Source organism: Ruegeria sp. C2 (assembly GCF_056537765.1).
In genome coordinates, this window is record NZ_JBQFRZ010000001.1 from 29,582 (window position 1) to 55,785 (window position 26,204).

A 26,204-nucleotide genomic window follows, 5' to 3' on the forward strand; every position below is an offset into this window, starting at 1 on the left:
CAGGTTCAAGTCGCAGATCAGATGGGTTTGATAATCAGTCGAACTTCCGACTTGGGGCCAGCACCATCGCCTCGCCAACTAACACTTTCTTGCCATCAACGGCGCAATGGCAATCCAGCTTCACGCGGCGCTTGGAAAAGTCGATATCGATCACTTTCACTTCGGCATAGACCATGTCGCCAGGGCGGACAGGTGCAAGGAATTTCAGCGACTGTCCCATATAGACGGTGCCATGGCCGGGCAGCTGCTCTCCGATCACGGCCGAGATCAGTCCTGCGGTCAGCATGCCATGCGCGATCCGGCCTTCAAAGATCGTGTCGCGGGCATAGTCATCATCCAGATGCACCGGGTTACGATCCGTCGACACCTGGGCGAACATCTCGATATCTTCGTCCGTCACCACTTTGCGCAGGTGCCGGGTCATGCCCATTTCGATGTCTTCGATACATATCGTTCCGCGCGGAAGATTGTCCAACATGCTACCCTCATTCGAGATCGTGCGGGCAACAAAAGACCATCAGAAGCCGCCCTTCGGCAACTTTATTACTTCGCAACTGCAGAAAATCAAGTCTTTTTTGATCAGCGCAAACGCCCGATTGAGAAGGTCGGATTGATGTTTTCTTTTTCGTTATGGGATCTTAAGGCATCTTCGTCCGGGTGGTGCGACGTTTTGGTCTCTGCTGCCGCCAGCCCGCCAGTGATGAACAGAGTATCGATACCTTCGCCCATCCCGCCAGCGATGTCGGTCTGTGGGCCATCGCCAATTGCCAGAATCTCGGAATCGCCAATATCAACGCCAAGTTCCGTAAGCCTACGCCGTGCGAGATCGTAGATCGGAGGGTGAGGTTTGCCGAAATAAAGGCTCTCACCGCCCATCTCGGTATAAAGCCGCGCCAAGGCGCCTGCACACCACTCTCGGGTTTCACCGCGATCAACGACAATATCAGGATTGGCGCAGAGCAGTTTCATGCCCTTCTGCTTCGCATATAAAAAGTCAGGCCGGTTTACCGCCGGATCGGCCATAGGGTCAAACGGGCCACAGCATACGATGCCTTCCGCTTCATCCAGCGGGACTCGTTCGATATGGATGGGATGGTCCAGAATTTTCAGCGGCTCAAAGAAACCGGCATCCCGTTGCCATTCTCCCATGAAATAGACCTTTTCGCCGACTGCGCCCCGGAACATCGCAGATCGTGCCGAGTCACCACTGGTGGCAATCGTGTCATAGGCGTCAATCGGCACAGCGAATTGCGCCAACTGATCGGCCACCCCCGCACGTGGCTTGGGTGAGTTTGTGACCAATACCACAACACCGCCCTTTTGCCGATAAGCCTGCAAGGCCGCAACCGCCTCGGGGTAGGCGGTGATACCATTGTGCACGCACCCCCAAAGATCGACAAACAGCGCTTTGTAACGGTCAGAGAATTCGGCAAGGGAAGAGATAATCTGGGTCATTGGCCCCTCATCTGGCAGGGAAGGCGATTTACCTAAGCCTATGGCAGAGCTTGCCATGTTTGGCCAGAGGGGGCTCTGCCCCCGGGCGAGGCAGAGCTTCGCAAAAGAAAAAGGCGCCCGATTGGGCGCCTTTGGGATCGGGCTCAGACCTTGAGGTTCGGGATAATTTGCTTTTTCCGGCTCATGATGCCGGGCAACACGACGGCATCGCCATCGACCGATGCGCCGAAGCTTTTTTCCGCGACAGCTTTAACCAGATCATTGGGAACCAGCAGGGTGGCCTCTTCGTTCAGGATGTCGACAACGAACAGCAAGACCTGATCGACATTGTCTTCCTTGGCGACGTCGATCATGGACGCCGCAAGGCTGTCTTTGCGGTCCAGAACAACGCCCGGTGCGGTGGTTTCCAGAACCGAGACGCGGAACTTCGTGCCGTCGACTTCGTATTCCTTGCTGTCCATACGGATCAGTTCGGCGTCCGAGAACGAGGACACATCCGATTTGGCAGCGAACATATCAGCGGCATAGGCCGATACGTCCAGGCCCAGATCGGCGGCCAGTTTCTCGGCCACGGCGCGGTCATGTGCGGTGGTGGTGGGCGAGCGGAACTCCAGCGTGTCCGACAGGATGCAGGTCAGCGCGGCGCCTTTGATGGCGTCGGGCATTTTCGCTGCATCGTCGCCGATCAGATCGATCATGATGGTCGCGGTGCAAGCCAGCGGGCGCACGGTGATATCGATCGGGCCTTTGGTTTCCAGCCCACCGACCAGCTTGTGGTGATCGATGATGGCGCGGATGTCGGCGCTGTTGATGCTGGCGGGCAGCTCAGCGGGGTTGTTGGTGTCTACGATCACGACCGGGGCATCTTCGGCCACGTCTTCAATGATCTGCGGCTTGGGCAGATCCCAGCGCTGGAGCATGAAGTTGGCTTCGGTATTGGGCTCACCCAGCAAAACCGGAGTGGCCGCTTCGCCTTTGACTTCGCTCAGATACCAGGCCCAGAGGATGGGCGATCCGGTCGAATCGGTATCGGGGGATTTGTGACCAAGAACTTGGATTGTCATGACAGTGTCCTGAGGAATGTGGAATTGCGCGCCTTATAGGGTGGAGAATTCCACTTGTCACCCGGAACGGGGCTGGCTGCGACCCTTGGTCTGAAATCTCAGAAAGCAGCGCGTTCCAATGTGTAGCCGGCCTCTTGCAGTTGGTTCAGCAAGCCGAACTTGTTGCTCAGGTGCCCAGCACCGACGGCGATCACGACCGTCTGATCCTTCAGGTCCAGAATCTTCTGCATCCAGTTGGCGTTGCGCTGCACCAAGAGTTGATCTTCGAAGCTTTCCCATTCGGTATTGAATTCTTCTATTGTCAGCCCCGAGGCTTCGAACCCCTGAAGCTTGGCAAGCTCGATGATTATGGCATGCTGTTCGTCGAAATAAGCGTTGGCCATTGTGATCATCTGTTCATCTTCGGTTTGCATCGCTCCGGCGAGTCGGGTCAGCGAGGCCACCTGCTCTTCCAACGGATGGCTGTCGAACATTGCGATCAGATCCTCGATCCGCTCCAGCGAGAATTGTGGGATGCCTTGTGTCTCGGCCAGCTCGGTCAGGCGCGTATCCATGCCACGGTCAAAGTCGGGTGTGGCCATCAGGCAGGGCGGAACTCCCAACATCATGCTCAGAAACCAAGGGCGCATCTTGGCCGCCATCCAGCTTGGAATGCCGCGTTCGGCCAGGGTGGCTGACAGGGTGGCCCAGTCTTCCGCGGTCATAAGATCGACCAGCGTGGGGCCGGAGGTAATCAGCACCGGGCTGAAGTCCTCGGCCAGATCACGTTCGAACGCATCCATTTCTGATTTTGTGACTTCGAAATAGAAGGCATCTGCGGCGTTGAGGGTTGGTGTGAGGCGTTCAACAATTGCCTCCATGCGAGGATCGTTTGTGTGCAAGGTGCCGATCAGATGCAGAACGGTGTCGCCTTTCCGGGCAATCCAATGGTTGCCTTCCGGGAAAGGGATTGTGCCGAGGGTTTGTTCCAGTTCGGCTTTGGTATCGGGCGCAAGGTCGAGCCGTAGATCACGCCCTTCGCAGGCGGCGTGGGCCGTAAGGGGCAACAGAAGACTAAAGCAGAGGCTGAGCAGGCGCATTGGGTCTCTTTCCTGGGGCGGGCACTTCGTTCAAGACTTATCTTTGTGTCTGACGGCTGGCAATCCGCGCGAAACCGCATAGCATGGCGGCATGAAGCGCGAGCAGGACCTCTATCCCCCGATCAAAGCATTGCTGGAGCGGCAAGGCTATGCCGTGAAGGGTGAGGTGGGTGCGGCCGATGTCGTCGCCATTCGCGAGGGTGAAGAGCCCGTGGTCGTTGAGCTCAAGCTGCGGTTCAGTCTTGCCCTGTACCATCAGGCGATTGCACGCCTGAAGTTGACGGATCAGGTGTATCTGGGGGTGTGCAAGCCGACCGGACGCAGTGCGCGACGAGCATTGAAAGACAATCTTGCGCTTTGCCGACGCCTTGGGTTGGGGTTGATCACTGTGCGCGTGGATGGCGCGGTTGAGGTTCAATGTGACCCCGGCCCCTACGCCCCGCGCAAAAACAAGTCCAAGGTTGCGCGCCTGCTGCGTGAGTTCGACCGGTTGGAAGGCGACCCGAATGCGGGCGGAGCGACGCGACACGGGATTGTCACGGCTTACCGTCAGGACGCGCTGAAATGTGCGGCCCATCTGGCAGAATGTGGCGCGACAAAGGGCGCTGAGGTTGCGGTGGCGACCGGAGTGCCCTCGGCCACCCGGTTAATGCGCGAAAACCACTATGGCTGGTTTGATAAGGTCGAAAAGGGCGTCTACTGCCTGTCTGAGGCCGGGCAGGAGGGCCTGAAGCACTGGGCCTATAGCTGGGAACAAACTGATTGAGCCATTAGGTCAGAAAAATCCTTCACAGCTTGTTGACTCACGGATTTGGACACCCTAGCTATGCGTCGTTATCACTCATGAGACCCGAGTGCTAACGCCTCGTCAGTCGGCGAGGGGAGGATAACAAACTTTGAGCCCAAGGAGCTGCAAAGATGGCATTGAAACCGCTTCATGACCGTGTGCTGGTTCGTCGCGTAGAAAGCGAAGAGAAAACCGCAGGCGGACTGATCATTCCCGACAGCGCAAAAGAAAAGCCCAGCGAAGGCGAAGTCGTTGCAACCGGCGAAGGCGCGCGCAAGGACAGCGGCGAACTGATCGCGATGGCTGTAAAAGCTGGCGACAAGATCCTGTTCGGCAAATGGTCGGGCACCGAGGTTCAGGTCAACGGCGAAGAGCTGCTGATGATGAAAGAAAGCGACATCATGGGGATCATCGAGTAAGCGCACCCGCTTTCTCTGATCTTCATTTCAACAGATATTCTCAAGGAGAGACAACATGTCTGCAAAGGACGTCAAGTTTGACACCGATGCCCGTAACCGCATGCTGGCCGGTGTAAATGTTCTGGCCGATGCTGTTAAAGTGACCCTGGGCCCGAAAGGCCGCAACGTGGTTCTGGACAAATCCTTTGGCGCGCCGCGTATCACCAAAGACGGTGTTTCGGTTGCCAAGGAAATCGAACTGGAAGACAAGTTCGAAAACATGGGCGCGCAGATGGTGAAAGAAGTCGCCAGCCGCACCAATGACGAAGCCGGCGACGGCACCACCACCGCAACCGTTCTAGCCCAAGCCATCGTTCGCGAAGGTCTGAAGCAGGTTGCTGCTGGCCTGAACCCGATGGACCTGAAGCGCGGCATCGACCTGGCAACTGCCAAGGTTGTTGAAGGCATCAAGTCGGCTTCGCGTGAAGTCAAAGACTCGGCCGAAGTTGCTCAGGTTGGCACCATCTCAGCCAACGGCGAAGCCGAAATCGGCCAGCAGATCGCAGACGCGATGCAGAAGGTTGGCAACGAAGGCGTTATCACCGTCGAAGAAAACAAAGGTCTGGAAACCGAGACCGACGTTGTTGAAGGTATGCAGTTCGACCGTGGCTACCTGTCGCCTTACTTCGTCACCAACGCAGACAAGATGATCGCAGAACTCGACGACTGCATGATCCTGCTGCACGAAAAGAAACTGTCCTCGCTGCAGCCGATGGTTCCGCTGCTCGAGCAGGTGATCCAGTCGCAAAAGCCGCTGCTGATCATTGCTGAGGATGTTGAAGGCGAAGCGCTGGCAACTCTGGTTGTCAACAAACTGCGCGGCGGCCTGAAAATTGCTGCTGTCAAAGCACCGGGCTTCGGCGATCGCCGTAAAGCCATGCTGCAGGACATCGCAATCCTGACCGGTGGTCAGGTCATCAGCGAAGATCTGGGCATGAAGCTCGAGTCCGTCACCATGGACATGCTGGGCACCGCCAAGAAAATCGAAATCACCAAAGACGAAACCACCATCGTCGACGGTGCTGGCGAGAAAGCCGAGATCGAAGCACGTGTTGCTCAGATCCGCACTCAGATCGAAGAAACCTCGTCGGACTACGACCGTGAGAAGCTGCAAGAGCGCGTTGCCAAACTGGCAGGCGGTGTTGCCGTTATCCGCGTCGGCGGCATGACCGAAGTCGAAGTGAAAGAGCGTAAGGACCGTGTGGACGATGCTCTGAACGCAACACGCGCTGCTGTGCAGGAAGGCGTTGTTGTTGGCGGTGGTGTTGCTCTTGTTCAGGCCGGTAAAGCACTGGAAACTTTGGAAGGTGCAAACGCTGACCAGAACGCCGGTATCAACATCGTTCGCAAGGCAATCGAAGCGCCGCTGCGCCAGATCGCCGAGAACGCGGGTGTTGACGGTGCGGTTGTTGCGGGCAAAGTCCGTGAATCCGGTGATGTATCGTTCGGCTTCAACGCACAGACCGAAGAATATGGCGACATGTTCTCGTTCGGCGTGATTGACCCGGCCAAAGTTGTCCGTACCGCTCTGGAAGATGCGGCATCGGTTGCTGGTCTGCTGGTCACTACCGAAGCAATGGTTGCCGACAAGCCGCAGAAAGACGCACCTGCTGCAGGCGGCATGCCCGACATGGGCGGCATGGGCGGCATGATGTAAGCTGCTTAAGCCTTTGTGCTTATCGACGGGGTCGCCTTCGGGCGGCCCCGTTTCATTTGGAATGCCTTCTGCTCGGGCATGACTCGGGTGGATGCATTTCTGATCAGAAGAACAGCAGGGCTGCTTCTGCCTGCGGGAAAGTGAGTGTGCAAACCACGCTGAAACCGCTATGCGGTCGAGATGCGACTGTTTTTGCTTACTGCTCTGACCATGTGTGCCTTTGCGGCGAATTCGATCCTGAATCGGCTTGCCATTGATATTGGTGCAAGTGATCCGGCGGGATTTGCCATTGTTCGGGTGTTGTCAGGCGCAATTGTGTTGGTGGCGCTGGTGGCTCTGCGGAAGGGGTCGCTTCCCGTTCTAAGTCGTCGACGTTTTACCGGGGCCGGATCGTTGTCGCTCTATGTGATCGGTTTTTCGATTGCGTATCTGACGCTTGATGCGGGGCTTGGGGCGCTGATCCTGTTCGGCGTGGTTCAGATCACAATGTTCACGATAGGGGCAGTTTCCGGCGCGGCCCCGACGAAGCGGCAGGTTTTTGGGGCGGTCATAGCGCTGGGCGGGTTGGCATATGTGCTTTGGCCCACTGGCGCGTTGCGCGTCGATCTGTTGGGGGCCAGCCTTATGGTGGCTGCCGGGGTCGGATGGGCGGTGTATTCAATAGTCGGGCGATCCGAACCTGATGCACTATCCGGAACGGCGGCCAATTTCGTCGTGGCGCTTCCGGTCACAGGATTGGCTCTGCACGCATTGGGGGGCGCATGGCAGATGACCTTGGTGGGATACGGTCTTGCCGGCTTATCCGGCGGAGTCACGTCGGGGATGGGATATGCGCTCTGGTACCGAGTTCTGCCCCAACTGGCCCCTGCTGTGGCCGCGATCGTACAGCTGAGCGTTCCGGTTGTTGCCATCGCGGCCGGTGTGGTGCTGTTGGGCGAAGTGGCAAGCCTGCGCCTGCTGATAGGCGCAGGACTGGTTTTGGGAGGCATCGCGCTGGCAGTGTTGCGCCTGAACCGTGGCTAGGGGTTTTCTCGCCCCCCGATAGGGCTTATCTGGCGGGTCATGAAGCTTCTGATCGCCTTCCTGTGTTGTCTCGTGCCTGCTGTCGCGCAGGCGAAATGCGTTGTGTTGCTGCATGGTTTGGCACGGACCGAAGCATCATTCACGGTGATGGAGCAACTTTTCCGCGCGCATGATTACACGGTTGTTCGCCCCGGATACTCTTCGACAGACCTGCCCATTCCTGAACTTGCTGAACAAACTCTGCCGGATGCCTTTGCCGCCTGTGGCGATGACACAGTAAATGTGGTCGCGCATTCGATGGGTGGGATCCTGCTGCGCTATTGGCTGCAAGATCATACCCTTGATAGCCTTGGGCGGGTCGTCATGCTTGGCCCCCCGAACCAGGGCAGCCAATTGGTGGATGAACTGGGGGCCTGGGAGGTCTTTGGCCTGCTGCATGGTCCCGCGGGACTGGCCCTTGGCACAGGTCCCGAAGGCATTCCGCGCAAGTTGCCCCCGGTTGATTTCGATCTGGGGGTGATCGCCGGAGAAAACTCGCTGAACCCTGTATTCTCGTCCCTGATTGACGGGCCGGATGATGGCAAGGTTTCGGTCGAGACGACAAAGGTCGAGGGCATGGCGGATCACATCGTTTTGCCGGTGACTCACACGTTCATGATGAACAATCCGCAGGTCATGGCACAGACCCTGCATTTCATCGAATTTGGACAGTTCGATCCCGAGATCACGTGGCTCGATGGGGTCGAGGACATCATCGATCAGATTTGCATCGGACAGGATTGCTCGGAGCCTGAATCGGAGCCCTCTCAATGACTAAACTCGATTTGACGTTTACCGGGGCAGAGGTTCTGTTGCCGGGCCAGGGGCTGTGTGCCACGGAATTGTCGATAGCCGACGGTTTGGTGCAAAGTGACAGGGCAGGGCGGCAGATCGACCTTTCAGGATATCTCGTGCTGCCGGGTATCATCGACCTGCATGGGGATGGGTTTGAACGACACATCGCACCGCGGCGGGGGGCGATGAAGCAGATGAATGAAGGCATCCTTGCAGCAGAAGCCGAGCTTGCTGCAAACGGTATTACAACCGCAGTGATGGCGCAGTTCTACAGCTGGGAAGGCGGCGTGCGCGGACCTGAGTTTGCAGCCCAAGTCTTTGCGGCGATCGCGTCGGTGAAAACGGACGCCGTTACCGATCTGATGCCCCAGCTTCGGTTTGAAACCCATATGCTGGATGATTACGGCGATCTGCCCGAACGGATAGCAGAGTGGCAGGTTCCATATGTGGTCTTCAATGATCACCTTCCGCATGAGCGCCTGGCGCAGGGACGAACGCCACCACGCCTGACCGGGCAGGCGTTGAAAGCGGGACGTAACCCGGAAGTTCATCTGGAAATGCTGCAAACGATGCACAAACGGGGATCTGAGGTACCTGAGGCTCTGAACGCTTTGTGTGCCACGTTGGCCAGTCGTGGTGTTCGTATGGGCAGCCATGATGATGACGGAAGGCAGGATCGGCTTGATTGGCGTACGCGCGGGGTCAGCATAGCTGAATTCCCCGAAACGCTTGAGGCTGCAGAAACTGCCCGCGCGGGCGGGGATCACATTATTCTGGGGTCGCCCAATGTCGTGCGCGGAGGGTCCCACAAAGGCAATGCCAGCGCGCTGGATCTGATTGCCATGGGGCTGTGCGATGCGCTGGCTTCGGACTATCATTATCCAAGCCCTCGTCGCGCCGCGCTGATGCTGGCCAAATCTGGCTTGCTGGACTTCGCAGACGCCTGGGCGCTGGTGTCATCCGGCCCGGCAAAAGTGCTGGGGCTGTTGGATCGAGGTGAGCTGTCGCCGGGAAAACGCGCTGACCTGCTGATCCTTGATGCCCAAACGCAACGTGTCGCTGCTACTCTGGCGGGCGGGCGTGTCAGCTATATGTCGGGCGACATCGCCACGCGGTTCATCGGCTGAGCGATCCGACGCCTCGCATTAACCTGTCAGCGTACAATCCGGTTAAAATGCGCCATCTTGCGACCGGCTTTCACATCGGACTTGCCGTATAGATGCAGCGCAACGTCCCGTTCGCGGGCCAGTTCCGGCACCCGATCCATGTCATTGCCGATCAGATTCTCCATCACCACGTCGGAATGTCGCTGACCATCGCCCAAAGGCCATCCGGCAACGGCGCGGATGTGCTGCTCGAACTGATCGACGGCGCAGCCATTCTGGGTCCAGTGGCCCGAGTTGTGCACGCGCGGCGCGATTTCGTTTACGATCAGACCTTGCGGCGTCACGAACAGTTCAACTCCCATGACACCCACATAATCCAGCGCGTTCAGGATATTGGCCGCCAGCAATACCGCATCGGTCCGCTGGGCCGGAGACAAGCGCGCCGGAACTGTGGTCGTGTGCAGGATGCCATCGCGGTGCACGTTCTCACCCGGATCGAAACAGGCAACCTGACCATCCAGACCTCGCGCTGCGATGACCGAGACTTCATGGCTGAAATCCACAAACCCTTCCAGTATGGACGGCGCTCCAGCCATGTCGGCCAATGCAGCCTCGGCGTCTTCAGGGATGCGCAGTCGCGCCTGCCCCTTGCCATCATAGCCGAAGCGACGCGTTTTCAGGATGGCCGGAGTGCCGATCTCATCAACAGCGTTCTGCAAACTTTCCAGATCGGTGATGTCGGCGAAAGGTGCCGTTTTCAGTCCAAGCCCTTGCAGAAAAACCTTCTCGGTCAATCGGTCCTGACTGACTCGCAGCGCCTCACGGCCCGGACGGATGGGGCGATGTGCTTCCAGCAGATCCAGCGCCTCGGTCGGGATATTTTCGAACTCATAGGTGATGACTTCCACCGAATCCGCGAAGGCTTTCAACGCAACTGCATCGTCATAAGCTGCTGTGGTGACGCGATCTGCCACCTGCCCGGCAGGAGGGTTGGCACCGGGTTCAAAAATGTGGGTCTTGAACCCAAGTCGAGCCGCCGCAACGGAGAGCATACGGCCCAGCTGACCCCCGCCCAAAATCCCGATTGTTGCTCCGGGGGTGAGCATATCTGCCATCGTCACGTCTCCAATCGTTTGCCAATCGCGGTCAGGGCGGCGCGCAACGCATCATGCGCACCCTCGGACTGCAAGGTCTCGGTCATCTGAAGGCTCAAGGTGCCTTCTGTCGCAAGTGCGTCACGCTCAGAGGCCAATTGACCGGCCTGTCCTTTTTGCATCGTGGCTAGGAAGCCAGACATGAGCTGCGTGGTATAGAACTCCGCCCCATCCTTATTACCGGTCTGATCGGCCAGCCATCCTGCCCCGGTCGTCATCAGGTCCAGAATACCTGGCACCATGGCGCAAATGGCGAAATGTGCGTTCAGTGCGGCCTCGTCCGAGACTTTCACCACAGGGTTTTCGGGCTCGAACAGGTCTGCAAGCAGGCGGTCGTTGCCGAAGGCGGCGAGGGGGCAGCCTCCGGTCTGCAGGAAACCCAGTGGGATGGTCTGCACGAAATCCGACGCTGGCGCGCACAGCTTTGCGAGTTGGTCGACAGGCACGGCTGCCATCACCGAAACGATCTGCTGATCCGCGCGAAAGGTCAGTGGAGCCAGAACGTCTGCCGCAACCTGCGGGCGCAAGCAGAGGAACACGATGTCGGAGGCGTCGATCACCTCCTGCGGGGTGCCAACACTGGCCCCAAGCTCGGCCTGAAGGGCCGAGGACACTTGTGCATTGCGCTCGGTAACGTGAAGGTCATGGCCTTTTGAGGCCACCAGGCGCGCGATCGGAGCTGCGATGTGACCCGTGCCAATGATGCCTATGCGGCTCATCCCTGTGGTTCTTCAGGAATTGAGGCGGACAGAGCTTCGCGCCAGGCATCCAGTCGTTCTGCCAGCGCCGTATCCTGCAGCGCCAGGATGCCCGCCGCCATCAAACCCGCATTCGCCCCTCCGGCCGAGCCAATCGCCATTGTCGCAACCGGAAATCCTTTGGGCATCTGGACGATGGAATAGAGCGAATCCACACCCGAAAGCGCGCGGGTCTGCACCGGCACACCAATCACCGGGACGCGGGTTTTCGACGCCATCATACCCGGCAAATGCGCCGCACCACCCGCACCAGCGATGATGACCTGCAGGCCACGCGATACGGCGGTTTTACCGTAGTCCCATAAACGATCCGGGGTGCGGTGGGCTGAAACAATGCGAGCCTCATAGGCGATGCCCAATTCATCCAGAATATCGGCTGCCTCTTTCATCGTGGGCCAGTCCGATTGGCTGCCCATGATGATCCCTACTTTCACATCGCTCATCCGCTTACGCCCCTGCCTTCGGAAAGAGCGCGCACTATAGCCAAATCCGCTTATGTGGCAATGCGGTACACGCGCCTCAGGCGATGATATCGGGGGTCAAACGGTCTTCGATCAGGCGGATGATGTCTTTCAGGCGCAGTTTCTGCTTTTTTAGCCGTTTGATCGTCAACTGATCCGAGGTGCCCTTGGCCTGCAAAGCCTCGATCGCCTCGTCCAGATCGCGGTGCTGGCGTCGAAAGACCTCCAATTCCACCCGCAGGACTTCATCGGTTTTCATCGAAAGATCGGTAGGCGCGTTCATGGACGACTCAGTGTTTCAAGTGGTGCTTTCGACACAAGATAGTGTGTCAGGGTTTATCCGGCCAGACCTTGTGGACATCCCTGTATCTTCCCATATTCTATAGCACGCGGTTGCCAGAACGGGGCCGCAGAATACGTCGCTTTGACAATGAAGGACGAAAATACGTGTCGAAACTTACCTTAGGCTCATACCCGCATCTTTTGGGGTTCGAGCAGCTGGAACGCCTTCTGGAACGGTCTGCAAAGGCCGGCAATGAAGGTTACCCGCCCTACAATATCGAGCAGACCTCGGATTTTTCCTATCGCATCACCCTGGCTGTGGCTGGGTTCGCGGAAGAGGACCTGTCGATTACCATCGAGGATCGCCAGCTGGTGATCCGGGGCCGTCAACGCGACGACAGCGAGGGGCGCATATTCCTGCACCGCGGCATCGCGGCACGCCAGTTCCAGCGCATGTTCGTGCTGGCTGACGGGGTCGAGGTGGGCGAGGCGATCATGGAGAATGGTCTGTTGCATGTGGATCTGACCCGCGCCGTGCCTGAAACCGTGGTTCAGACAATCAACATAAGGAAGGGGTAAGAGCTATGAATACACCGATCGAAATCAACGCCGAAGGCGATCGGATCGTCTATGTAAAAACGGTCGAAGTGGCTGACTTGCCGCGTGATTTGCGCGAACAGGCAGGCGATCTGGATCAGCTTTATGCCGTCCACGACTCTGATGGGCAGCAACTGGCGCTGGTCGCCGACCGCAAGCTGGCCTTTGTGCTCGCGCGTGAGCATGACCTGTCCCCGGTGGCTGTTCACTAAGCCACCACACACTCTGCTGAAATGACGTGACATTTGCCCGTTCTGCGGTGATCGTGCCGCAGAACGTGAAACAGGAGTGTGCGTCATGGCATGGTATGACTTTGACTGGGTGGATGCCTTCACCGACCGCGCGTTTGGTGGCAATGGTTGTGCGGTCGTACATGGCGGAGCAGGGCTATCGGATGAAACCTGCATGGCCTATGTCCGCGAGACCTCTTTGGTGGAATGTACCTTCACCGGTCCGTCCGATGTGGCCGATATCAGGGTGCGGTATTTTCTGGCCAGCCGTGAAATCCCCTTTGCAGGCCACCCGACTATCGCAACGGTCGCTGCGCTTCGGTCGCGAGGTTTGGTTCAGGGCGAATCTCTGACATTGGAAACCGGAGCGGGCCTTGTCGCCATTCGTCTGAATGGTGATGAGATCGAGATGACCCAGATCGCACCAGAATTTGGGGCCAGTGTTCCGGTCGACCTTGTTGCAAGCGCGATTTCGCTGCCAGAAGAGGCCATTATTTCCCCGCCGCAACTGGTATCAACCGGTTTGCCGTTCTGCATCACGGTGCTGCGGGATCATGATGCCTTGCGCGCCGCGCGGCTGGTCGAAGGGCCTTTACGTAAGGTGGCTGCCGCAGCTGATTACTCGGGTTCAGACATGGCCGAGCCGTTTTTGGTCACCTTGCAAGGGGCGACGGCGCAGGGGGATACGTTCTCGCGTCTGTTGCTGGCACCGCCCAGCCCGCCAGAGGACCCATTCACCGGTTCGGCCACGGGGGCCATGGCGGCCTATCTCTGGAAATACGGTTTGATGAAAAAAGATCAATTCACGGCCGAACAAGGTCACGACATGGGGCGCCCCGGGCAGGCGCGGGTTACACGCGTTGGCCCCCCGGATGCGATGACCGGGATCAGAGTTGCTGGGCGCGGCCATATTCTGATGCGCGGGCAGGTCGATCTGCCGGACTGACCCGCTCAGGTCTTTGGCTTCATCCACTCAAGTCGGGCAATGGGATTGCTGGCCGGATCAACCGAGTGCCGCTGGCAGAGCTTCTCCAGATAAGAGCCGGTCAGTGGCAACCCGGACCGCTGTGTGGCCAGCCACTTTTTCTGATGACCGTAGATGTGGACGGAACGGACGCCCTCTCGTTCAATCTCTTCCATGCGGATTCTGGGGTCATGCAGCTTCCACAACTCGTCGACCGCAAGCGGGTACAGCGCCTCGAGCGGCAATGCGTGCTTATCTTCTCCGGTTTCTCTCAGAAAATAGCTCAGTGCCTTGGGGCCTGAACACCCCCAGGAGAGCGCTTCGATCCCCCAGGTTTCACCGTTCTGAATGCGTTCCCGATTAATCCGGTGCAGACGCGATCCACGCCACGGCTGGGTGGGATTTTGCGAAGTAGTGAACTCCAGCATCTGCGTCAGCGTTGACGAGTCAGGCGGCAGCTTCAGCACGCCGTTCGGATATGACCCATCGCCGGTTGGGGCGAACACGTAAGGGCTGTCAAAATCGAATGGTCGAACGCAATAAGCATCCAGATCAACCCAGATGAAATCGGTTTTCTGCAGCATTCGCAGGCGAAATATATCCGAGAAAACAGCGACCCTGAGCCGAAAGTTTTCGCGCAAATCGAAGGGAGGAGGCCACAGGATCTCTGACGCGTGGCGCTGATCGACCCCAAGCGGGACGCCTTCAACTGGATCGGTGGTGTAGAGAACGAACGGGTGCCCGTTATCAAGAAATGACTGAATGCAAAGAGCTTCGAGCCAACACAGATCAGAGCCGTACCAGAAACCGGCAATAGTCGGCAGTTTTCGCCCCATGGATTGATCGCGCCCGAGAATGGTCCTGACCAAGCTATAATCCGTTTCGCATGGCGGCGGCAATGTGCGGCCACCTGAAACGAAAACAGCCCCCGGGAACCGGGGGCTGCTTGCTTTGTCTCAAATCAGTTGGCCGCGATCAGACCCATGCTTTCCAGTTTCAGCAGAACCTGATGGGCGCAGTTGTCGACTTCAACATTCTCGGTCTCGACGCTGAGTTCGGGGTTTTCCGGCACGTCGTAGGGGTCTGAGATGCCAGTGAACTCTTTGATCTTGCCTTCGCGCGCCAGCTTGTACAGCCCCTTGCGGTCGCGGCGTTCGCATTCCTCAATACTGGTGGCCACGTGGACCTCACAGAAGGCACCAAACTGCTCGACCTCTTCTCGCACGGCGCGGCGGGTGGTGCCATAGGGTGCGATTGGAGCACAGATGGCGATGCCGCCATTCTTTGTGATCTCAGACGCCACATAACCGATGCGGCGGATGTTGAGATCGCGGTGCTCTTTCGAGAAGCCAAGCTCTGACGACAGGTTCTTTCGCACGATGTCCCCGTCCAGCAGCGTGACCGGACGACCGCCCATCTCCATCAGTTTGACCATCAGCGCGTTGGCGATGGTGGATTTGCCCGAGCCCGAGAAGCCGGTGAAGAAGACGGTAAAGCCCTGCTGACTGCGCGGCGGCTTAGTCTTGCGCAGCTCGGTCACAACCTCGGGGAAGCTAAACCATTCCGGGATTTCCAGACCTTCAGACAGACGGCGACGCAGTTCAGTGCCAGAGATGTTCAGGATCGTGACGTTCTCCTTGTCCAGGATTTCGTCATTCGGTTCATACTGGGCACGTTCCTGCACATAGACCATGTGCTTGAAATCCACCATCTCAACGCCGATTTCATCCTGATACTGGCGGAACAGATCCTGCGCATCGTAGGGGCCGTAGAAATCCTCGCCGGCCGAGTTTTTACCCGGTCCCGCGTGGTCGCGGCCCACGATGAAGTGGGTGCAGCCGTGGTTGGCGCGGATCAGACCATGCCAGACGGCCTCGCGTGGGCCAGCCATGCGCATGGCGAGGTTCAGCAGGCTCATCGAGGTCGTCGAGGCTGGATATTTGTCCAATACCGCCTCATAACAACGCACGCGGGTGAAGTGGTCGACGTCACCTGGTTTGGTCATGCCGACCACCGGGTGGATCAACAGGTTGGCCTGCGCTTCTTTTGCGGCGCGGAAAGTCAGTTCCTGATGCGCGCGGTGCAACGGGTTGCGGGTCTGAAAGGCCACGATACGACGCCAGCCCAGTTTGCGGAAATAGGCGCGCAGCTCGTTGGGGGTGTCGCGACGTCCGCGGAAATCATAGTGAACAGGCTGCTGGATACCGGTCACCGGACCGCCCAGATAGACCTTGCCTGCCACATTGTGCAGGTAGTTCACGGCAGGGTGCGTATCGTCATCCGCACCAAAAACCTTCTCGGCTTCGCGCGACTTGTCAGGTGTCCAGCGATCGGTCACCGTCATGGTGCCCAAGATGACGCCTTCCTGATCGCGAAGGGCGATGTCCTGACCCAACTCGATCTTTTCAGCAAAGTCTTCGCTGACATCCAGCGTGATCGGCATCGGCCAGAGCGTGCCATCGGCCAGGCGCATGTTCTCGACGACGTTGTCATAATCGGCCTGAGACAAGAAACCTTTAAGCGGGTTGAAGCCGCCATTCATCAGCAGTTCTAGATCGCAGATCTGGCGTGGGCTCAGATCCCAGCTGGTCAGGTCAGCAGCTTCGACCTTCAGTTTCTGCGCGGACTCGTATGAGACATACAGTTCGGGGATAGGGGCCAAATTGGCTAGCATGGTCATCAGAAAACTCGTGTCAGCGGTTTGTTTTGCATGTTGTTCAGAGGTGTTTGTACGGGCATTTGCCCCGCAGCGAAGGCGAAGTCCAGAGGCGCGCAAAAACAAAGGAAGATATGTGCGGTTTTTTCAGCGAATGGAACCTCGTTCCAGTTTGTAGAATAAATCGCGGCAGATATCCTGCGTGCTGACGATATAGGCAGCATTTTCAGGAGATCTGTTCTTGTGGTGTAATCTGTCGTTCGAGCGCAGAGGCGTGATCGATGGGCAGGGCGGTGACTGGTGCATTGACACCTCGCAACCGGAAGTCGCGAAGATTATGGGGATCGCATTGCATACCTGCAGCGAGAAGCACGTCGTGTGAGACCAGAAGTTCGACACCCAAGGCTTTGGTTTCGCTTTCCAAACGGCTGGCAACGTTGACAGCATCGCCAATGATGGTGCGTGGCGCATCTTTGGCGGCTCCGATTTCTCCCAACACAAGGTCACCCAGATGCAGGCCCATGCCGATGCGAACAGGTTGGCTGCCTTCTGCCTCAAGTTGCTGGTTGAATCGTTCCAGCGCGCGTCCGATATCAGCGGCCGCTTCCAGCCCTGCACGGGCTGAGCTTTTGGCGTCCGTTGTTTCGAATAGGGCCAGCAATCCATCGCCCATGTATTTATCGACTACGCCGCCCTGAGCCGTGATCGACGGAACGATAGCATCAAAAAAACGATTCAGCAGGAAAACGATGTCATAGGGGAGTTGCCCAGTGGTGCGCGCCGTGAACCCGCGCATGTCCAGAAAAAGCACAGCCAGTTGCCTTTCCTGTCCTTGACTTGCGTGCCCCCGGTGACGCGCGCCATCTGGCCGGAAAACGCGGAACACGGTCATCGGATCGGTCGGGCGCATCTGGCAGGCAAGCCTGGTTCCTTCGGACGCGCCAACGGCTTTCAGGCTGCGTGCCTCGATGTCTGTGAGTGGGGGCAAACTGTCGCCTCCCTGTTCCACGATCACGCGGCAAGTGGTGCAACGACCTTTGCCGCCGCAAAGCGCGGTATGCGGGATACCGTTAGCGTGGGACATCTCAAGCAGAGTCATGCCTTTTTCAGAGACCACTTCGGGGCCGTTCACATACCGGATGCGAACCGAATGCCGCCGCCGCCAAAGCTTACGCCCCAGATAGATTAAGCCTGTCAGGGCGAGCGCCGTCCAGAATGCGGTCAGGGTGTTGTTCTTGACGATGAACATATCCTGAAACGCCTCGGGCGAGGGCCAGTTATAGTGCTCGATATATTGCTCGCGCAGGTCCGGATCAGCGAAATCGGCCCAGATGCGACGGCCCTCGGTCAGCACGCCAGCTAGGGCAAAGCCCGGGACGAACACAGCGACACCGATTAGATAGGGCACCAGCTTGCGCCACCAAGCTGTCATGCGCAGCCACATATGCAAGCCGATACAGCCATGCACCCAGACCAGCAGCAGCAGCAGGCTTTGCATCCAGATTGCGCTGCTGGGCCACATCAGGGCGATGATATAGCCCATTTCATCATTCACCCCATAAATCTCGTGGGCGTAGCGCGTATGCACCAGATGGGCGATCAGCTGTAGCGGGATCAGTAGACCCAGAACCACCTGAAGTGCGACGCTGAATGGCATCCGTAATGTGCGACGCTGTGCGATCGAGCTCAGTGCCAGACCTGCGTGAATTAACAGTGATACGTATAGAAGCAGGCTGACAAAATCATGCCGGGATACGGCCTTTCGACCATCCTGCATCCCGTGCAGCAGGTCGGTGTCGAACAGACCAAGGCCGATATTGAGGAAGTGGAAAAACGCAAAGACAAATAGCACCAGACCGCTTGCGATCCTGAGCCGGCTTATCCACCCGCCGCGCCAAAGAGCATTCTCCAAAAGCTCACCTGTCTTTCGCTTTGCCTCGTGTGATCCTGATACGCCGTTGCGCAGCGGTCAAGACAAGGCCGCTCATCACTGCGGGCACCAAGTTTGGGGATCGCCACGCGCAGTGATCAGATCGGGGCGTGCGTCGAACAGCACCAGATGACTGAGATCCGGGCGCGAGCGTGAGCTGTAAAACAGCCCATCGGCCCCTTGGGCCCGCGCCAGATCGGAATATTGCCATGTTGGAGAACGCTGACCAAGACCCCTGATATCTTGCCAAACCACCGAGACCTCGGGGCGCCCGCGGAAATCCATCAATCGCGCGCCCGAAACTTCAAGTCGTTGAATAACACGCGGAGGCTCGTCTGAAGACACATAGCGCCGAATCGCGATACCCGCCCCCGCAGCGCTGAGTGAGGCGTAGAGTGCGAACTGGCCGGAATGATGGAACCGGCCTTCCGGCGCGCGGGCAGGGGCAAGTGAAGCGCCGGATTGAGAACGGAACAGAATTCTCCAGACCGGACCAGAGAATTCTGCGATCATATCAGTCGTTCTCTGCCAGAAACCGCTCGGCATCCAGCGCGGCCATGCAACCCATGCCGGCGCTGGTAACGGCCTGACGGTATACGTGGTCGGTCAGGTCCCCGGCGGCGAAGACACCCGGAACAGAGGTTTGCGTCGTTCCCGGTTTGGTAACCACATAGCCGCCCATGTGGGTCTCCAGCGTGTCCTTGACTAGCTCATTGGCTGGCGCGTGACCGATGGCGACGAAGACGCCTTTACACGGGATCTCAGTGATCTCGCCGGTTTTGACGTTCTTGACCCGCACACCTTCCACGCCCAGTGGCGCATCGGTGCCGATAACTTCGTCAAGTTCATGGAACCAGAGCGGCTCGATCTTCTCGTTCTTGAACAGCCGGTCCTGCAGAATTTTCTCGGCCCGAAGCTCATCGCGACGGTGGATCAGCGTGACCTTGCTTGCGAAGTTGGTCAGGAACAGGGCTTCTTCGACTGCCGTGTTGCCGCCGCCGATCACGACGATTTCCTGCCCGCGGTAGAAGAATCCGTCACAGGTGGCGCAGGCCGAGACACCAAAGCCCTTGAACTTCTCTTCCGACGGCAGGCCCAGCCATTTTGCACGCGCACCGGTGGCCAGAATCACCGCATCGGCCGTGTAGATCGTGCCGCTGTCACCTTTGGCGGTGAAGGGGCGCTTGCTGAGGTCCAGATCATTGATGATGTCGCCGATAACCTCACACCCCATTGCCTTGGCGTGGTCCTGCATTCGAACCATCAGATCGGGGCCCTGAACCTCGGTGTCGCCGGGCCAGTTTTCGACCTCGGTCGTGGTGGTCAGCTGTCCGCCCGGCTCAATCCCTTGCACCAGAATCGGTTCCAGCATGGCGCGGCTGGCGTAAACGCCCGCAGTGTATCCGGCCGGTCCCGATCCGATGATCAGAACCCTGGTGTGTCGTGTTTCGGCCATGGTATCCCCACTCAATTTGCCTCGACGGACATTTTGTCCGGTGCGGATCGATATAGCGACCGTGAGGCCGCGCTTAAAGCCCCTTCCTGCTGCATATCGGAATTGCGTTTCACTAGTCTGGTCGCGGTTAAACCTACATGTGAAATAAAGAAAATTGCGCGGCTGTGAAATATAATTGCGCCTGCCACGCCTGCTGCTATAACAACTGAAAACTTCAGGAGTATTCGATGGTCACGACTCGGCTGGATGAAATCGATCGCAAGATTCTGGCAGAACTGCAGGCCGACGGCCGAATGACCAATGTCGAGCTTGCAAAACGGGTCGGCATTTCGGCTCCACCCTGTTTGCGCCGCGTGCGGACGCTGGAGGATTCCGGTTTTATTCGTGGTTACCACGCCGAGGTCAACGCCCGCGAGCTGGGGTTTGAGGTACAGGTTTTCGCCATGGTGGGGCTGGAAAGCCAAGCCGAATCCGAACTCAGCGCCTTCGAGAACAGATGCCGGGATTGGCCACTGGTCCGCGAATGCCACATGTTGAATGGCGAGGTGGATTTCATCCTGAAATGCGTCTCACCCGATCTCAGCAGTTTTCAGCAGTTCCTGACGGGCGAGCTGCTGACCACGCCGAACGTGGCCAGCGTTAAAACCTCGCTTGTTATCCGAGGCGCAAAAGACGAGCCAGGCGTACCATTTGACGTGCTGGAAGACCGGATGAACCGGACGGCCTGATTCTGACTGTGTTTTGATCCGCAGTGCAGGGCGGCAAAAGCGCCGCCACAGTCATGTAAAATACCCAACTTAGTAATAGCTGCATGATGCCCCCACATTTGCAGTAATCGTTAACATTTTAAGCAGTGAGAGCGTCAATCTCACCATCTCCGGCACGTGGCAACAGCAACGGGCCGAAATCACTCAGCGATTCGATATGAGAGAATAGATTCAGATAGATCGAACGCAAAGAGTGACTGATCATTCGCACGGCATTTACGCCCGGATGATAGGTCTCGAATTGCAAACCGTCCACGCGAATAACTGAATGGCGCGCCACACAAATGTGAAACAGTTCCACTGGAGTGGGCGGTAATGTTTCGATGACACCCATTCCGTCCTGAAACTCGTGCACCGGTGTCAGCATCTGCTGACCGCCGTTCAGATGACGCAGATGTGCGGGTGTTCCAAGTAGCCGAGCCGCCGGTCCGGCGATGACACCCGACATTGGTTTCTGCATACCGAAAGTGTCAGCCATGATACGGGTCAACGGGCGCGTCCGACCTCGTGAGTCCTCACGCCCAGGGATCAGCGTAACCGATCCTTTCCAAAGAACGGTCTCGGGTGCTCCATCCTGATTCAACACTTCGTCGCCGGGCAGCAGATCTTCGATTGCCATGGGCCCTTGCGATGTCTCCACCAGCGAACCGCGGGTGAAGGCGCAGAATGCGTCTTCGAACATCGGCAGGGCCGGCGCAATGTGGCGCGTCTGCGAAATATCCCCATTTTTCAGCAGAGTGCTTACTTCATAGCGCCGCAGCTGCGCCTTTGGTGTTGTTGTCGTGCGCGGCGTATCGCGCAGCAGCGCAGATGTATCGACCGCGTTTCTGGCCGCACGGGCCAGTGAATTTGGAATACTCATGTATATTCCGTCCCCTCTAAAATTCGCCCTGGCGGGATGAACCCCCGTGCAGTCCCGCAAGGCGACCTTGTTCTTTGTCTTTTTTGAAATGGGCAAACGCAGGTTGGACGCCGCAAAGGCACCGCGCCGCGAGAGAAAATAGCAGTATTTTGGCCAAGTTCATGACCCCCCAGACAAACTCGTTAACCGCAGGCGACAATTGCCTGCTGCAGACACACTCCGAAACATGGCCGCAAACCCATCTGCGACCGCGCACACCGGACCGGAGCTACATCCGATACGCGCTTTGCCCTATGAGGCCGGCAGCTGGCCTCGTGGGGTGCTCTCGTGTCAGCGACGTGCGGCCAGACGGCGCGCGACTCTGACAGAGTGACTTGAAACCCGCTTCCAGGGCATTTCCGGTTCCTGGTCTCTGACCGCCGCGAAGACGGCATTGAGAAAGCGTGATTTCGTTTTCATATCTTTGTCCTGCTTCGATGGAGCAAACCGCCCCTGTTTCCGTTTGTGAACCTAATGTGACGCTGATTTGCGGCACCCATAAGGCTGTACCGGGATGAATTGAGGACAAAATGAAGGTTCCAATTACCTCTTTTATTGTATTGCCAGCCGTTGGTTGCCCTAAAATTAGGTAACCGTCTGAGCATTGGCGAAAATTTGAGACGATTCTGACTTAGATAAACACAACAAATGTGGCGAAATCTGGGCAGCTCTGCCTTATTTGGGTGCGGAACTACAATCTGATCGCAGAAATCAGGCGGCCGTAGTCGGCCTCATTGGCATGGGTCGACCTGCGATAGGAATAAAACCGGTCAGGGTCGGAATATGTGCAATGACGGGTCCATTCTGCCTGTCCGATTCCTGCCTGACGCAGCCGGTGCAGCCCGAATGCGGGAAGGTCGAAATGCATCCGGTCGCCCTTGCCATTTGCAAAGAAACGCGTGTTGTCGGGCGAGTCGCTCATGAAATCGTCGAGGAACTCTGGTCCCACTTCATAGGCGCGCTGCGAGATGGTCGGGCCGATCACCGCGGTAATGTTTTTTCGTTGCGCCCCCAATGCTTCCATCGCATCCAGTGTCGCCTCGAGCACGCCGTCCAATGCGCCGCGCCATCCGGCATGCGCTGCGCCAATTACATGCGCGTCGGGATCAGCAAACAGAACCGGTTGGCAATCGGCCGTCAGGATTGTCAGGGCAAGACCTGGCGTTGCGGTAACGACGGCATCCGCTTTGGGTCTGTTGCCCTCAAACGGTTCGTCGACAGTCACTACGGTGGGAGAGTGAACTTGATGCACGCCGATCATTGCCTCGGGTGCCACCTCCATTGCATCGGCGACGCGTTTGCGATTCAGGGCGACCACCTCAGCCAGATCTGACGACCCGGTGCCACAATTCAGACCTGAAAATACACCTGAAGACGCGCCGCCACGGCGGCTGAAGAACCCGTGCCGAATAGGGGACAGAATGTCCGAAGTCAGTATTTCCAGCGTCATTTTTCCAGTCCCGGTGGTGGTGCGGCATTTGGTGGATAGAGGCCCAGCACCTTGAACAGGTTTCCCATTTCATCGGGATGCGTCAACCGTCGATGTGCAGCAATCAACGCCTCAAGCTGAGGCCCGCCGAGTGGTGCGGCAAGGGCCTGCGCCCGCGCAGTGATCCCGAGCCGTTCGAGAAACACACCTTGGGGCGTCAGCTTCGTATGCGCACATCCGGCGGTGCGGGCTGTTTGGGCCAGCGGTTCGAAATCCACATGTGCTGTCAGATCTGCCTGGCCCGGGGCCTTGAGGACGTCAGTGGTTTTATGATTTTGCACCGCCTGCAAGGTATCGCCCAGCGAATGCCAATCACCATAGTCAATGATCAAAGCAGCCCCCCCATTGCGGGCGATCTGTTCGGCGATGACGCTGAGGATCGGGGCGGAGGTACTGCAGAATTCGACCAGATCCCCATCCTGCGTGTCGATCAGCCGGTCGTTCAGCGCTGATTGAGGCGATTGAGGTCCGAGGCCGAAAGTCAACGCGCCATTTGCATTGCCGATCAACCGCTCGCGCCAGCCATCGCCATCGCGTAGGAACTGACGGATCGGCAGAGCGTCAAAGAACTCATTGGCGACCAGAAATATCGGTAGATTCGGAAGGTCGTTGACGGTGTCGATCCATTTGGGCGCAAAAGCGTCAAGGGTTGTGGACTGAATCTTGCGCAGGGTGGGCGAGGCCTCAAGCAATGTGATCTGCGCTGCATCGTGAAAGCCAGAGACCTGACTCGTTGCACGCAGAATATCTGCCATCAGCGTGCCGCGCCCTGGACCGAGTTCGGCCAGGACAAAGCGATCAGGGCAGCCCTGATCCAACCAGCATTGTGCCAGCGAGAGGCCGATCATCTCTCCGAACATCTGGCTGATTTCCGGTGCGGTGATGAAATCGCCGCGTGCACCAAACGGGTCTTTGGTACTGTAGTAGCCGTGAACCGGGTGCAGCAGGCATTCAGTCATGTAATCAGCGATGGTCATTGGACCATCGTTTTCGATGCGTGCCAGTAAATGATCTTTCAGGCTCATGACACGCGCCGTGCGCGAAGTGCGAACCACAGACCGAGTGCAATCATCGGCACGCACAGAAGCTGACCCATGGTTAGGCCATAACCAGCCACATGCCATGCCAGTCCCAGCGGATTCCCGGGCGAGACGAACTGGGCATCAGGCTGGCGAAAGAACTCGACTAAGAATCGCGATGCGCCGTAGCCGGTGAGGAAGACCCCCATAATAGAGCCAGGTCTCTGAAACGCCCCACGCCGATAGGCCAGCCAGATCAGAACGACACCCAGCAGCGCGCCCTCAAGCGCTGCTTCGTAAAGTTGCGACGGGTGGCGGGCGCAGAGCCCGACCACGTCGGGGCAGTTCTGCGCTGCGGGGCCGGGGAAGATCACGGCCCAGGGTACACTACTTGGGCGACCCCAAAGCTCAGCATTGGTAAAGTTGGCCAATCGTCCAAGCAAAAGGCCGGGGGGCACTGTGTAGGCCACCAGATCAGCGAGCGACAGGAGAGGCAGCCGGTGTCGTTTGCCATAGAGGTATGTGGCGATGATCACACCTAACAGCCCGCCGTGAAAGGCCATACCGCCTTGCCAGACCATCAGAATCTCAAGCGGATGCGACAGGTAATAGGTGGGTTGATAAAACAGCACGAACCCGAGGCGCCCGCCTAAAATCACGCCGACGATGATCCAGGTGACCAGATCCTCAAGTTGTTCGGGTTTCATCGGAGGGGTCTGCCCAGGCCAAAGATCTGGTCTGCGCAATGCCATCAAAGCCATACGCCAGGCGATCAGGATGCCGACGATATAGGCCAACGCATACCAGCGCAGCGCGAACTCCATTCCGAACAGCGAGATCGAGAACAGCTCGGGGGAGAGATCGGGGAAATTCAGAACAGCCTGCATGTGCGTCTCATTGCCCGGGGATTGCAGGGCAAGTCAACCTTGAGCCCGGGCCATTCTTTACCCATATAGAGGGCAATCGTGAAATCGGAGAAAGCCCATGCAAACCCGCAACAAGATTCTGGACGATATGTCTCAACTGATGACCAACGCCATGGGCGTGGCGCAGGGCGCGCGGGAAGAGGCGGAAAATGCGATGAAGTCGATGATGGATCGGTGGCTGGCCGACCGCGACTTTGTTACCCGCGAAGAATTCGATGCCGTGCGTGCCATGGCACAGAAAGCACGCGAGGAAAACGCCGCGCTGGAACAGCGTATCGCCGCGCTTGAGGCGAAGTTGGACAAGTAAGGTCCTAAAAAAAATTAGAATTTTGGGCAAAGACATCCGCCGCGCAATCCTGATTTGGATTGTGCGGTGTTGTGTATTTTGCCGCTTTGTGGGGCTTAATCAAGATAAAGCTGCATTGAACGCCAATATTTTGATCGGCGTTGCAGGCTGTCCACAACTTATTGCTGTTATCCCCAATAAATAGGGTTGCCAGAACTTCGCTCGCGTCGCACCATATTTAGTACAGACAGACTGGGGAAGCCCGGCTTGTAGAGCAGGCAACTAGCGCTGGGGCGCTGCCAGCCCCAAATTGCTAGAGATTAGTGAGGTGGCATTATGGCCCTTTCTGAGCAGTATCTCGAAGAAGACCTTCATCCGATCGACATTGTTGAACATCTTGCAGAACATCACGACTGGGATTTTGACCGGATCGGGGATGATCAGATTGCAATGGCTGTCGAAGGACAGTGGCGCACATATTCAATCACATTGGCCTGGTCGAATTACGACGAAACACTGCGCATGGTGTGTTCATTCGAAATGGATCCGCCATCCGAGCGGGAATCTCAGCTTTATGAGCTGTTGAACAAGATGAATGACCAATGCTGGGCCGGGGCGTTTACCTATTGGGCCAATCAGAAGCTGATGGTTTATCGCTATGGTCTGGTACTGGCCGGGGGGCAGATGGCCAGCCCCGAGCAGATTGATACTATGATCAACGCAGCTGTGCTAAGCGCCGAGCGCTATTATCCTGCGATCCAACTGGTGACATGGGGTAATCGCGATCCCGAAGACGCGATGCAAGTCGCCATTGCAGAGGCCTACGGCCGCGCGTAAAGCTTTGCCCCGAGACGAATAACGAGAG

General features: G+C 57.7%; 29 protein-coding genes. 12 read left to right on the forward strand and 17 right to left on the reverse strand.

The annotated features are described in order from the left end of the window. Positions 1 to 34 precede the first annotated feature (34 nt). From ACR0IV_RS00150 to ACR0IV_RS00165, 4 genes are all read right to left on the reverse strand, one after another. On the reverse strand, positions 35 to 478 hold the full coding sequence (locus tag ACR0IV_RS00150; protein ID WP_480470566.1) for a MaoC family dehydratase: 444 nt from the start codon (positions 476 to 478) through the stop codon (positions 35 to 37). Between the two features lie 101 nt (positions 479 to 579). Then, positions 580 to 1,455, reverse strand: a complete 876-nt coding sequence (locus ACR0IV_RS00155; protein ID WP_480658498.1) for an HAD family hydrolase — start codon at positions 1,453 to 1,455, stop codon at positions 580 to 582. A 143-nt stretch (positions 1,456 to 1,598) separates the two neighbouring features. After that, positions 1,599 to 2,519, reverse strand: a complete 921-nt coding sequence (locus ACR0IV_RS00160) for a manganese-dependent inorganic pyrophosphatase (RefSeq protein WP_480470564.1) — start codon at positions 2,517 to 2,519, stop codon at positions 1,599 to 1,601. Between the two features lie 98 nt (positions 2,520 to 2,617). After that, positions 2,618 to 3,598, reverse strand: a complete 981-nt coding sequence (locus tag ACR0IV_RS00165; protein WP_480658496.1) for a TraB/GumN family protein — start codon at positions 3,596 to 3,598, stop codon at positions 2,618 to 2,620. 91 nt (positions 3,599 to 3,689) lie between these two features. Here ACR0IV_RS00165 and ACR0IV_RS00170 point away from each other — a divergent pair, with 91 nt between their 5' ends. The 6 genes from ACR0IV_RS00170 (at position 3,690) to ACR0IV_RS00195 (ending at position 9,484) form a co-directional block, all read left to right on the forward strand. Next, positions 3,690 to 4,364 carry a DUF2161 domain-containing phosphodiesterase gene (locus ACR0IV_RS00170; RefSeq protein WP_480658494.1) on the forward strand — a complete coding sequence of 225 codons (675 nt, stop codon included), beginning with the start codon at positions 3,690 to 3,692 and terminating at the stop codon, positions 4,362 to 4,364. A 152-nt stretch (positions 4,365 to 4,516) separates the two neighbouring features. Then, a complete protein-coding gene (groES, locus tag ACR0IV_RS00175; protein WP_010441779.1) occupies positions 4,517 to 4,804 on the forward strand; it encodes a co-chaperone GroES in 288 nt (95 codons plus the stop codon). Between the two features lie 55 nt (positions 4,805 to 4,859). Next, on the forward strand, positions 4,860 to 6,500 hold the full coding sequence (groL, locus tag ACR0IV_RS00180) for a chaperonin GroEL (protein WP_480658493.1): 1,641 nt from the start codon (positions 4,860 to 4,862) through the stop codon (positions 6,498 to 6,500). 180 nt (positions 6,501 to 6,680) lie between these two features. Beyond that, positions 6,681 to 7,523 carry a DMT family transporter gene (locus ACR0IV_RS00185; protein WP_480658491.1) on the forward strand — a complete coding sequence of 281 codons (843 nt, stop codon included), beginning with the start codon at positions 6,681 to 6,683 and terminating at the stop codon, positions 7,521 to 7,523. A 39-nt stretch (positions 7,524 to 7,562) separates the two neighbouring features. Continuing rightward, positions 7,563 to 8,336: an alpha/beta fold hydrolase gene (locus ACR0IV_RS00190; RefSeq protein ID WP_480470559.1), complete on the forward strand. Its 774-nt coding sequence runs from the start codon at positions 7,563 to 7,565 to the stop codon at positions 8,334 to 8,336. Further along, the gene (locus ACR0IV_RS00195; protein WP_480658489.1) at positions 8,333 to 9,484 is read left to right on the forward strand and encodes an alpha-D-ribose 1-methylphosphonate 5-triphosphate diphosphatase; all 1,152 of its coding nucleotides are present in this window, start codon (positions 8,333 to 8,335) and stop codon (positions 9,482 to 9,484) included. The genes ACR0IV_RS00190 and ACR0IV_RS00195 overlap by 4 nt, the downstream gene beginning before the upstream one ends. A gap of 26 nt (positions 9,485 to 9,510) precedes the next feature. On the opposite strand, the gene ACR0IV_RS00200 is transcribed toward ACR0IV_RS00195, so the two are convergent. From ACR0IV_RS00200 to ACR0IV_RS00215, 4 genes are all read right to left on the reverse strand, one after another. Continuing rightward, complete coding sequence (locus ACR0IV_RS00200) at positions 9,511 to 10,578, reverse strand: 5-(carboxyamino)imidazole ribonucleotide synthase (protein ID WP_480658488.1); 1,068 nt, start codon at positions 10,576 to 10,578, stop codon at positions 9,511 to 9,513. A 2-nt stretch (positions 10,579 to 10,580) separates the two neighbouring features. Continuing rightward, complete coding sequence (locus ACR0IV_RS00205; RefSeq protein WP_480658487.1) at positions 10,581 to 11,336, reverse strand: NAD(P)-binding domain-containing protein; 756 nt, start codon at positions 11,334 to 11,336, stop codon at positions 10,581 to 10,583. Then, positions 11,333 to 11,818: a 5-(carboxyamino)imidazole ribonucleotide mutase gene (gene purE / locus ACR0IV_RS00210; RefSeq protein WP_480470555.1), complete on the reverse strand. Its 486-nt coding sequence runs from the start codon at positions 11,816 to 11,818 to the stop codon at positions 11,333 to 11,335. Before purE ends, ACR0IV_RS00205 begins: the two co-directional genes overlap by 4 nt. Positions 11,819 to 11,894: 76 nt before the next feature. Next, the gene (locus ACR0IV_RS00215; protein ID WP_010441787.1) at positions 11,895 to 12,119 is read right to left on the reverse strand and encodes a YdcH family protein; all 225 of its coding nucleotides are present in this window, start codon (positions 12,117 to 12,119) and stop codon (positions 11,895 to 11,897) included. Positions 12,120 to 12,283: 164 nt separating this feature from the next. On the opposite strand from ACR0IV_RS00215, the gene ACR0IV_RS00220 reads away from it, so the two are divergent. From ACR0IV_RS00220 to ACR0IV_RS00230, 3 genes are all read left to right on the forward strand, one after another. After that, positions 12,284 to 12,697: an Hsp20 family protein gene (locus ACR0IV_RS00220; RefSeq protein ID WP_058275530.1), complete on the forward strand. Its 414-nt coding sequence runs from the start codon at positions 12,284 to 12,286 to the stop codon at positions 12,695 to 12,697. 5 nt (positions 12,698 to 12,702) lie between these two features. After that, positions 12,703 to 12,927 (forward strand): DUF1150 family protein, encoded by a 225-nt coding sequence (locus tag ACR0IV_RS00225; RefSeq protein ID WP_480470554.1) that lies wholly within the window; start codon positions 12,703 to 12,705, stop codon positions 12,925 to 12,927. 85 nt (positions 12,928 to 13,012) lie between these two features. Beyond that, positions 13,013 to 13,891 (forward strand): PhzF family phenazine biosynthesis protein, encoded by an 879-nt coding sequence (locus ACR0IV_RS00230; protein WP_480470553.1) that lies wholly within the window; start codon positions 13,013 to 13,015, stop codon positions 13,889 to 13,891. Positions 13,892 to 13,896: 5 nt separating this feature from the next. On the opposite strand, the gene ACR0IV_RS00235 is transcribed toward ACR0IV_RS00230, so the two are convergent. The 5 genes from ACR0IV_RS00235 to trxB all read right to left on the reverse strand — a co-directional run bounded on the left by ACR0IV_RS00235 (position 13,897) and on the right by trxB (position 19,951). Next, positions 13,897 to 14,778, reverse strand: coding sequence for a glycosyltransferase family 32 protein (locus ACR0IV_RS00235; RefSeq protein ID WP_480658486.1), 882 nt, complete (start codon positions 14,776 to 14,778; stop codon positions 13,897 to 13,899). Positions 14,779 to 14,870: 92 nt separating this feature from the next. Continuing rightward, positions 14,871 to 16,589: a bifunctional sulfate adenylyltransferase/adenylylsulfate kinase gene (locus ACR0IV_RS00240; protein WP_480658485.1), complete on the reverse strand. Its 1,719-nt coding sequence runs from the start codon at positions 16,587 to 16,589 to the stop codon at positions 14,871 to 14,873. Between the two features lie 202 nt (positions 16,590 to 16,791). Continuing rightward, positions 16,792 to 18,477: an adenylate/guanylate cyclase domain-containing protein gene (locus ACR0IV_RS00245; protein WP_480658483.1), complete on the reverse strand. Its 1,686-nt coding sequence runs from the start codon at positions 18,475 to 18,477 to the stop codon at positions 16,792 to 16,794. Between the two features lie 75 nt (positions 18,478 to 18,552). Continuing rightward, on the reverse strand, positions 18,553 to 19,008 hold the full coding sequence (locus ACR0IV_RS00250) for an RES family NAD+ phosphorylase (protein ID WP_480658482.1): 456 nt from the start codon (positions 19,006 to 19,008) through the stop codon (positions 18,553 to 18,555). A 1-nt stretch (position 19,009) separates the two neighbouring features. Further along, on the reverse strand, positions 19,010 to 19,951 hold the full coding sequence (trxB, locus tag ACR0IV_RS00255) for a thioredoxin-disulfide reductase (protein ID WP_480470548.1): 942 nt from the start codon (positions 19,949 to 19,951) through the stop codon (positions 19,010 to 19,012). A gap of 227 nt (positions 19,952 to 20,178) precedes the next feature. On the opposite strand from trxB, the gene ACR0IV_RS00260 reads away from it, so the two are divergent. Then, the gene (locus ACR0IV_RS00260) at positions 20,179 to 20,679 is read left to right on the forward strand and encodes an Lrp/AsnC family transcriptional regulator (protein ID WP_480470547.1); all 501 of its coding nucleotides are present in this window, start codon (positions 20,179 to 20,181) and stop codon (positions 20,677 to 20,679) included. 118 nt (positions 20,680 to 20,797) lie between these two features. Here the strand turns inward: ACR0IV_RS00260 and ACR0IV_RS00265 are convergent, their stop codons facing one another. The 4 genes from ACR0IV_RS00265 to lgt form a co-directional block, all read right to left on the reverse strand. Beyond that, positions 20,798 to 21,580: a Hint domain-containing protein gene (locus ACR0IV_RS00265; RefSeq protein WP_480470546.1), complete on the reverse strand. Its 783-nt coding sequence runs from the start codon at positions 21,578 to 21,580 to the stop codon at positions 20,798 to 20,800. A gap of 730 nt (positions 21,581 to 22,310) precedes the next feature. Beyond that, positions 22,311 to 23,069: a peptidoglycan editing factor PgeF gene (gene pgeF / locus ACR0IV_RS00270; protein WP_480470545.1), complete on the reverse strand. Its 759-nt coding sequence runs from the start codon at positions 23,067 to 23,069 to the stop codon at positions 22,311 to 22,313. Beyond that, positions 23,066 to 24,133: a class I SAM-dependent methyltransferase gene (locus ACR0IV_RS00275; protein ID WP_480658480.1), complete on the reverse strand. Its 1,068-nt coding sequence runs from the start codon at positions 24,131 to 24,133 to the stop codon at positions 23,066 to 23,068. Before ACR0IV_RS00275 ends, pgeF begins: the two co-directional genes overlap by 4 nt. Continuing rightward, positions 24,130 to 25,014, reverse strand: a complete 885-nt coding sequence (gene lgt, locus ACR0IV_RS00280) for a prolipoprotein diacylglyceryl transferase (RefSeq protein ID WP_480658479.1) — start codon at positions 25,012 to 25,014, stop codon at positions 24,130 to 24,132. Before lgt ends, ACR0IV_RS00275 begins: the two co-directional genes overlap by 4 nt. Before the next feature lie 97 nt (positions 25,015 to 25,111). On the opposite strand from lgt, the gene ACR0IV_RS00285 reads away from it, so the two are divergent. Then, positions 25,112 to 25,360 carry an accessory factor UbiK family protein gene (locus ACR0IV_RS00285; protein WP_010441801.1) on the forward strand — a complete coding sequence of 83 codons (249 nt, stop codon included), beginning with the start codon at positions 25,112 to 25,114 and terminating at the stop codon, positions 25,358 to 25,360. Positions 25,361 to 25,675: 315 nt separating this feature from the next. Beyond that, positions 25,676 to 26,176 (forward strand): type III secretion system chaperone family protein, encoded by a 501-nt coding sequence (locus ACR0IV_RS00290; RefSeq protein ID WP_480658478.1) that lies wholly within the window; start codon positions 25,676 to 25,678, stop codon positions 26,174 to 26,176. The last annotated feature ends 28 nt before the right edge of the window (positions 26,177 to 26,204 follow it).